The following is an 8,952-nucleotide window of genomic DNA, read 5'->3' on the forward strand; positions in this document are numbered from 1 at the left end:
AAATTTGTCTTAAATAACTGAAAATTAGAACACCCTGTATGATTCATTACGGACAGTCAAATTATTTTAACATCCATGCTACAATAATTAACAAAATCTTAAGATTGGATTATAGTACCTTGCCGAAGCTAAATGAAGGTGTGTGATGAGGCAATCTATAATCCCACAACATGTCTAAAAACCGATTAATTCTAAATTTTTTCTTTTCTTTTCTTTTCTTTCTACAAAATGCAGTTGCGCAAGATCAAGAAAGTACTATTGTGCCCAAACGTATTTATACCACACAACAAATTAAGGCAGAAAATGTACCTGTAATTGATGGAAAGCTAAATGATTCTGGTTGGAATTTGGTTGATTGGGGATCAGATTTTATTGAAAATGAACCTGATGAAAATACACCTCCTACATTTCAAACCAAATTCAAAATCTTATATGATACCAAAAATTTATATGTAGGTATTCGTTCTTTAGATAAAGCCCCAGATAGTATTATTAATCGCCTTTCTAGACGTGATGGTTTTGTGGGTGATCGTGTGAATATATTGATAGATAGTTATTTTGATAAACGTACGGCATTTGTGTTTACGGTTACAGCGGCAGGGGTAAGAGGCGATGAAATTGTTACAAATAATGGTGATGATATTGACGATAGCTGGAATCCTGTTTGGTATGCAAAAGCTAATATAGATGGCGAAGGATGGACGGCCGAGATGAAAATACCGTTAAGTCAATTACGTTTTGGTAAATCTCAAAATCAGATTTGGGGATTAAATGTAGTGCGAAGGCTATTTAGAACCAATGAAACATCACTTTGGCAACGCATACCAGCAGATGCGCCAGGTTTCGTAAGTGAAGCGGGTGAGTTGCATGGTTTAAAAGGATTGATACCGCAACGACAATTAGAAGTACAACCTTTTGTGGTTTTACAACAGGATTCTTATCCGAAAGAAATAGGAAATCCATTCCGAGATGGTAGTGATTTTACATTAAATGGTGGTCTAGATGCTAAAATAGGCGTTACAAATGATCTTACACTAGATCTTACTATAAACCCTGATTTTGGGCAAGTAGAAGCCGATCCCGCCGCCATTGCACTTGATGGATTTGAAGTGTTCTTTAGAGAACAACGTCCATTTTTCGTAGAGAATAAAAACATTTTTGATTTTCGTTTTGGAGGGAATAGCGATAATTTATTTTTCTCTAGGCGCATAGGTAGAACTCCACAAGGTTCTGTGACTACGGGTGCAAATAATTTTGTAGATAGACCAGTAAACACTACGATTTTAGGAGCGGCAAAGCTAAGCGGTAAAACTAGAAATGGTTGGTCTATAGGGGTTTTAGAAAGTGTTACTTCTAGAGAGGTGGCAGAAATCGCTGAGATAACAGAAACTACCGATCGGCGTAGAAAAGCGGTGATTGAACCATTAACAAACTATTTTGTAACAAGAATTCAAAAAGATTTTAATGAACAACAAACATTTTTGGGAGGAATTTTTACAGCTACAAATCGAGATTTAGGCACCCCTTTAAGCTATGAATATGTACCCAATATAAACGAATACTTTTATAACGGAACGAATCAACTTGTAGATCCATTCACTTTTGATGCAAGAGAAAATAACCTTAATTATATCCACGAGGCTGCTTATACTGGAGGACTAGATTTTAAACATCAATGGAAAGATAGAAAATATTATATAGAAGGTAATGTGGTGTTAAGTCATGTACAAGGAAGTAAAGAGGCTATAGAAAGAACACAATCTTCACTGACACATTTGTTTAATAGGGTAGATGCTGATCATGTTGAGGTCGATCCAGATAGAACATCGCTTAGTGGTACAGGTGGTAAAGTAGAGTTTGGTAAGCAAAGTACGGGTAATTGGCGGTATGGTATTGGTGCAAATTGGCGTTCACCAGAATTAGAACTAAATGATATTGGTTTTCTCCGTCAGGCGGATGAAATACGTCAGTATGCATGGCTTCGTTGGCGTACGTTAAAACCTATTGGAAATTTTCGATTTATCAATGCAGGAATGAATATGTTCACTTCATATGATTTTCAGGGAAATTATAATAGAATTCAATACAGACTTACCTCATTCGCACAACTCAATAATAATTGGGGAGCAGAAATAGGATTTATTCATAAACCCAGAATATATACCAATACGATTTTAAGAGGTGGGCCACGGTGGCGTTTTTCTGAAGAAAATATTAATTTCTTTTTTATCAATAGTGATCAAACTAAAAAATTGAGTTTTTTTGGTGGGTATGTATATTCACAAGCGAAGGAAAATAATTTTTCCTTTTTACGATTTGAAGGTGGGTTGACATATCAGCCAATTAATGCTTTTAGTTTATCTATAAGTCCTGAGTACACCAAAAATCCTAGTAAAACTCAATATGTTACAGAAACAAACTTTAATGGTACATCTCGCTATATTTTAGCAACTATAGACCAACAAACATTAAGCGCTGCTATTCGATTGAACTATACAATTAATCCTAATCTAACGGTACAGTATTATGCACAACCTTTTGTAGCAAGAGGAAAGTATGATGCTTTTAAATATGTTTCAAATACCCCTACTGCAGACGATTTAAGTGACCGTTTTGTAACATATACTAGAGATCAAATTGGTTTTAGTGGTGGTACATATTCAGTAGACGAAGATATCGATGGCACAGTCGATTATACTATTAGAAACCCTGATTTTTCTTTTGTGCAGTTTCGTTCTAATCTTGTAGTACGTTGGGAATATATACCGGGATCTGAAATATTTTTAGTGTGGTCTCAGGGAGTAACGGGTTCTGGTAATCCTACAGAACACCTTTTTAGAAATCTAGATAATCAGATTCTTGGGCAAGAAAAAGACAATACCTTTCTAATTAAAGCTACGTATAGATTTAGAAGGTAGTATTTTACCACTATACATGTTGATCAATTAGAATGGTATTTCCATCGGGGTCTGTAATTACAAAACTCGCGGGACCAGAAGTAGTTTCATCTGCTTCATTGATAATAGTGATGTTATCTCCTTTAAGTTTTTTCTGAATTACCCGAACATCATCAAATTGTTCTAATGTATTGGCATTTTCATCCCACCCTGGATTAAATGTTAAAATGTTATTTTTAAACATTCCTTGAAAGAGCCCAATTAAAGCATTACCATTTTTCATGATAAGGTACTTACGCTCTAGTGCTCCGGCGAAGACCGAAAAACCTAATTTTTCATAAAACTCTTTAGAAACATGAATATCTTTTACCACAAGACTCATTGAAAAAGCACCTAATTTCATATGATTATTTTTTAATGACTTTAGGTAAAGGTACTTAAAAGTTGCATAATTTATGATTTACCGATGTCTTCGATACTAACAGTGTTCTGTTCTTTGGCTTTTTTCCAGTTTTTTTCTAATACAGAATACAGAATATAACAGGATAAAATACCAAAAGGTAAGGCTGCTAAACCCATAGCTAATTCATCTGTTCTACTTGTCGATTCTACATCAAATAATCCTAACAAGGCGAATACAATTCCTGCGACAAAAGTACCTGCATAGTAAACTACAATCCCTAAAATTGCAAATCCCCACATGCTTTTGTCATACTGTTCTGCTAAACGATAAAAATATTTGCCAATAAAATAAAGTAATACTAATCCTAACATAATTTGGTTGATTTGATTTTTATTAAAACTAATAAAATTTAAGGAAAGTATGTAATATATTTTTTATAACTAGTTAATAGTGTTTTACCTAGATTGTTAATTTATGTTAAATACGCTACTTAGCTTCTAAAATCATTAATTGTCTGTTATATTTAGAGCGATTAAACATAATAAAAGTATCATTCTTAAAGTTACCTAGATAAGGTATATAGACAGTTTTTCCTTTGTTGTCTTGAATTTTTTCCCTAGTTAAATTACCGTCTTTATCGTAAATAAAATCATATAATGAAGAAGATTGTAGCCAGCCTTGAGATACTTTTGTTCTTCCATCACTTTTAACTTTAAGTGTTTTCCCTGAGTTAAGTAAAACATGCAATTTGTTGTTTTTTACAAAAGCATTATATGATGGAGTGCCAGATTTTTTAAAAATACTTCTCCCCCAGTCTAAATCACCAGTATCATTTAATTTCAAGATTAAAATGTCATCATAATTATAGGTAGTTTGCCAATATCCTCCAGCGGTACCTGTTGCAACATATACTCGAGTTATGTAAAACTCTTCAGCTAGAAGATAGGTGTTTCCTAATTCATCTTCTATAACATGATCTAGATAAAAACTCTTAAGTTCTTTTCCTTTTTTCTTTTTAACTTTTCTGCTTCCGTAAATATCTTGATAAACTTGCTCAGGTAGTTTGGTTCTTTTCTTATTTAAGATTTTAAGATTAGCAGGATCAACTTTTATTTGAGAGACACTGTTAATTCTTCCTGCTTTCTTTTCTGATGAAAAGCCGAATAGGTTAAAAGTATTTCCCTTATCAACAATCGCCAGAGATTCAATAAGTTCATTTTCATCTAATGTTATTTTATTAGATGAAATTTTATCTTGAGTGATCTTATTAAATGAAAAGGCATAATTAGCCTTATTATCTTTTTTTTCTTTTTTTCCTGAGAAAAATTCTTTTCCTAAAACATAAACATGTCCATTATTGTCAACGATCATATCAGATAATTTATAGAACTTTTCAGTATTAGAATAATAGCTTTTTGAGTATAATAATTTTAAACTTTTCGCATCGAACACATGTACCAAATAAGAGTTCGAATTTTTCTTGATTTGATCTGTTGTGACTGCCAAGTAATTTTCATTTAAAGAAATTGAAAAATTAGTTTGACGCTTATTCTGACCTGAAAATAATACTTGTTTTTTTTCTACAGTTGTTTTAAAGAGTTCAACTTTTGTATACTCTTTAGTTTCTAAGTTTAAAATATGGCAATTAATTATTCTTTCTGTTTTAGATGGACTATATACAGTAAAAATTTTCAATTCATTATTAAAAAACAAGTTGGCTTGAATACTCTCTTTTTTCGGTATGTCTATAGCTTTATTGAAGGTATTCTTTACATTATTATCATAGATTTCGAAAATTAATTTTTTTCTTGATGAGCGAGCAACAATCGTTTCGTTTTCATTTGTAGTATGTATGGCTAAAACATCAGTGCCACGATGCGGATCTTTAAATTTCTCGCTTTCTTTTATATTAAAATAGGTGCTTTGTGAGTTAACGACATTTACTATAGAACATAGAAATGCCAGAGAAAAGAGTATCTTTTTCATAAATTATGGTTGACTTTATAGATTTATTCTTGTTAACTGCAAATTAAAATAAAAATTGTAATAATTAAGAAATATTATTTGACTGTCTTGGTAAAACAGCCAAGGAGAAGAAATTCAGTGTTACCTATTACTGGGAGGAGTACGAGCGCAACAATGCCCGTTTGTTAACTCCTAAAGGCAAAAGGATGAAATCCAAACGGCAATCCACCGTTGAATCTGTATTTGGAACGCTTACTCAGTTTATGGGACTTCGGAAAATCAATACCATTGGTATACAACAAGCAAACAAGGTTATGCACATTGTCGCTATGGCGTATACCCTTAAAAAGTATCTCAAATTCATTCAAAAACTGGTAAAAAGTGATGCAGGAACAAGGTTTTTACAAAATTGACTCTGCAAAACCTCATACAAGTGATTTTTAGCTATCCTGAAATGAAACTACCAAAAGGGAGTTTCATTTTGTAAATGACTTGAAATGACTCTATGAAGATTGATTTTTAAGAAATTTAAGGACTTGTGCAACGGTTCTATTGTTGGCAGTAGTTTATACTTTAATAAGCATCTCTATTTTCTTGCTAAGTATTCTTGAGTAAAAGATAGCCCCCGCTTTTGTCAAATGAACAGTGTCTTGGCTTATGAATTTGCCATTGTCGTTAAAAACTCTGATTTTCCCTTCTTTGTCTATTACAGGACTAATGAGGCTTATATAATTTGAGCCCCATTCAGTTTGAAGTAATTTTTCAACTTCCAATGTCCCATCTCGCATATTAGCATAGTAATTGGAAAAATCTGATATTGATGACATTTTGTTATAGTGTATACCATTACTGTAACCATAATCTTTTGTCCCAAATACATATACCTTTTGAAAGTCAATTGTGAAACTAAAAATCTTTCCAATATCCATTACCCAGTCCTTGCTAAGGTATGCCTTTGCAGCAAAAATTATAACATCAGCATCTTCCCATCTTTCAATGATATTTTCATCTTTTTTTGCTTTAGATATATCAAAGTATCTTAATTCATTTTCAGAATTCATTGAAGATTCTAAAAATATGTTGGCTACATCTCGCCCGTAACTATTTCCTATTATTAGAATATTGTGTTTGTTGAGATTACTAAAGGGTCTATCAAGCTTCCTAATTTTCTCGTTATAATGAATATGGATATTTTCGGCACTTGAGAAAAAATTATACCCTTGTTTTTTTACATCTTTTGTTGTTAATCCAATTGCAACAAAATCTTTATATACTCCACCAATGAAATATATATATAATGCAGAAGAGGTACTTAAAAGAAAAGTAATACTTAAAATAGTCAACACTTTTCTTGTTGAAAACACTTTTCTGTTTCTAAAAGGGTTCTCAATAAAATGATACGAAAAAATTGATAGCAAAAATGTAATAATTACTAATATGAAGCTATTTGAGAAAGTGATTTTTTCATAAAATGTATACCTTGAAAATGCAAATATTAATTGATGCCAAAGGTATAGGCTAAAGCTGATTTTACCAATATAAACTACAATTGGGTTTTGAAATACGTTTTTAGAAATAAAGTTCTTTTCACTAATCATCCCACCAGTAGTAAGTAATATTACAGTTAAAAAGGTTGTTGCAATAATTAGGAATTGATTACTAAGATCTGGTGTGAATAAACATATCAAAATACAAAGAGCTGATAAACTGAAAACATATTTAATGAAAGGGTTAAAAATATTTTTACCAAAAAAAGCGATCGCAAAAAAACCACCTATGGATAATTCAAAAAATCTGTATTGTAAAAGATAAAATCTACTTGCTGGGTTTCCAAAAAAAAGAAAAAGGACTATTGAAATAAGTGATATCAGTATTAGAAAATGAAAAACGAATCTTGATCGTATCCTTGAAACTAGTAAAAGTAAAAAGGGATAAATAAGATAATACTGTTCTTCAATTCCGAGAGACCATGTATGCATCAACGGTTTGTATTCATTTTTAGTAGCCCAATAGTCAGCTGAAGTAATCATCATTAAAATGTTATTAGCTGAAAAGTTACTGGCAACTACCGACTGTGCTAGATTTTCTAAGTCGTCTGGAAGCATCACGAACAGCCCAATTAAGAAAGCAGTCGTTGTAATAAAAAGGAGTAATGGAATGATTCGTCTAATTCTTCGTTCATAGAATTTCCAAATTGAAAAACTATTATTATTTAGTTCTTTATAGATAATCGATGTAATAAGATATCCACTTATTACAAAGAATACATCTACGCCTAAGTATCCATTAGGTAAAAAGCCAAGGTGAAATATGATTACCGCAATTACAGCATATGCTCTTAGTCCGTCAATGTCGTTTCTATATTTTATCATTTATATTTTGCGTTCAGCTATAGCGTTTGTAACAAATTAATTCCGCTTAATTCTTGTCCAATTTGGTGTATTCCGCTCAATATTTTCTCGGCCTGTTTCGCTGACGGTTTTTTTGTGCCTGAAATATATTGGGATAATAAAGTAGCGTTCATTCCTATTTTTTCCGCAAGAAATTTGGCGTTTAAAACTTTATAAAACTTGAAAAACTGTTTAAAGTCAATTTCAAATCCAACGTCATTCGGTTCTATTTTTACTTTCTCATCTTCAAAATGTAATTCGGTCGCTTCGTATGCATTGTTTATTAATTCAGGAATCGATTTTCCAGTCGTAAATATTGGATAATCCGCTGAAAATGCAGAAAATCCAGTACTCGTTTTCTCAACAGTCATCGTTACTTTTTTCTTTTTAGCCATAATCCTAATTTTTAATTCCTGCATCTTTTAGGATTTTCTTTTCCAAGCTTTTACCCATTTCTTGGCTACCGTGATTTGGAAAGATTATCGTTCCCTTTTTTGTTTCGGGTCGCATTTTTACGATACCGCATACCAACCATCTTTCGTTAATATTCGGTAAAGTTGAGAACATTTCATTCAGTTTCGCTTTGATTTCAGGACACAAAGGTAAACTATTATTTACCTTTTACAAACAAAATTTTAATGCGAAGATGGATTTCCTGCTTGTTGCCAACGGACACCGTGTTACCCACCGTTTTTATTCGATTTTTTCAATTATCCATTCCATTAATTCACTTGGTTCGGCAATTGACTAAGAATGCGGATGTCTCATTCCGTTTAATCGATATCCTTTTCCCAATGCGTTAATATATTCTGCTTTTTCATTACCCAAAATTCTTAATTCACTAATCATTGCTGTTTGGTCTAATGCATTAATATCATAAAAGTCTGTTTGTCTTTCTTTTAGATGCCAATCAATATCTGGGTCAGAGTAAATTCTAATTGGTATGTCTTTTAGAAATTTTGCATTCCCACCATTTTTCACATTCTTTGAATACATTGAATGTTGAATGTAGATATTTGGTACTTTTTCTGGTGAACCTGTAAGTCTTCAGATAAATTTGAACTTTTTGGTTTAAAATTTAAGATAGGATTTAAGCTAATTTAAGCTAAATTTTTGATATTGTTTTTTTCTGTTATTCTAGTGTTCATAAGGTCTTTACGGTTGTACTTTTTAATCCATTCGTTAATGGTTGTTGGAGCAATACCATAAGCTTTACCTAGTTGATACTTGTTTAATTTTCCTGTGGTAAGTTCGTCTAAAATTTTGAGTTTAAAAGATTCCGAATACCGTCTAATTA

10 protein-coding genes are annotated in these 8,952 nt (G+C 32.0%); 2 read left to right on the top strand and 8 right to left on the bottom strand.

What is annotated here, in order from left to right:
• The first annotated feature begins 170 nt into the window (after positions 1-170).
• Positions 171-2,918 carry a DUF5916 domain-containing protein gene (locus tag AC1EUY_RS15625; RefSeq protein ID WP_480196487.1) on the top strand — a complete coding sequence of 916 codons (2,748 nt, stop codon included), beginning with the start codon at positions 171-173 and terminating at the stop codon, positions 2,916-2,918.
• Positions 2,919-2,928: 10 nt separating this feature from the next.
• Here AC1EUY_RS15625 and AC1EUY_RS15630 read toward each other — a convergent pair whose 3' ends face one another.
• From AC1EUY_RS15630 to AC1EUY_RS15640, 3 genes are all read right to left on the bottom strand, one after another.
• On the bottom strand, positions 2,929-3,300 hold the full coding sequence (locus tag AC1EUY_RS15630) for a VOC family protein (RefSeq protein WP_480196488.1): 372 nt from the start codon (positions 3,298-3,300) through the stop codon (positions 2,929-2,931).
• Positions 3,301-3,350: 50 nt separating this feature from the next.
• Positions 3,351-3,671, bottom strand: a complete 321-nt coding sequence (locus AC1EUY_RS15635; protein WP_480196489.1) for a hypothetical protein — start codon at positions 3,669-3,671, stop codon at positions 3,351-3,353.
• A 115-nt stretch (positions 3,672-3,786) separates the two neighbouring features.
• The gene (locus AC1EUY_RS15640) at positions 3,787-5,286 is read right to left on the bottom strand and encodes a hypothetical protein (protein WP_480196490.1); all 1,500 of its coding nucleotides are present in this window, start codon (positions 5,284-5,286) and stop codon (positions 3,787-3,789) included.
• A gap of 71 nt (positions 5,287-5,357) precedes the next feature.
• On the opposite strand from AC1EUY_RS15640, the gene AC1EUY_RS15645 reads away from it, so the two are divergent.
• Positions 5,358-5,678, top strand: a complete 321-nt coding sequence (locus AC1EUY_RS15645; protein ID WP_480196496.1) for a transposase — start codon at positions 5,358-5,360, stop codon at positions 5,676-5,678.
• A gap of 153 nt (positions 5,679-5,831) precedes the next feature.
• On the opposite strand, the gene AC1EUY_RS15650 is transcribed toward AC1EUY_RS15645, so the two are convergent.
• From AC1EUY_RS15650 to AC1EUY_RS15670, 5 genes are all read right to left on the bottom strand, one after another.
• Positions 5,832-7,637 (bottom strand): acyltransferase family protein, encoded by a 1,806-nt coding sequence (locus AC1EUY_RS15650; protein ID WP_480196491.1) that lies wholly within the window; start codon positions 7,635-7,637, stop codon positions 5,832-5,834.
• Positions 7,638-7,654: 17 nt separating this feature from the next.
• Positions 7,655-8,050, bottom strand: a complete 396-nt coding sequence (locus AC1EUY_RS15655) for a helix-turn-helix domain-containing protein (protein ID WP_480196492.1) — start codon at positions 8,048-8,050, stop codon at positions 7,655-7,657.
• A 4-nt stretch (positions 8,051-8,054) separates the two neighbouring features.
• Positions 8,055-8,222 (bottom strand): type II toxin-antitoxin system HicA family toxin, encoded by a 168-nt coding sequence (locus AC1EUY_RS15660; RefSeq protein WP_480196493.1) that lies wholly within the window; start codon positions 8,220-8,222, stop codon positions 8,055-8,057.
• Positions 8,223-8,402: 180 nt separating this feature from the next.
• Positions 8,403-8,651: a hypothetical protein gene (locus AC1EUY_RS15665; protein WP_480196494.1), complete on the bottom strand. Its 249-nt coding sequence runs from the start codon at positions 8,649-8,651 to the stop codon at positions 8,403-8,405.
• A gap of 104 nt (positions 8,652-8,755) precedes the next feature.
• Positions 8,756-8,952 (bottom strand): transposase (locus AC1EUY_RS15670; RefSeq protein WP_480196495.1); only part of this gene is annotated, 197 nt, incomplete at its 5' end.

The organism is Maritimimonas sp. 2210JD6-3, assembly GCF_056591795.1.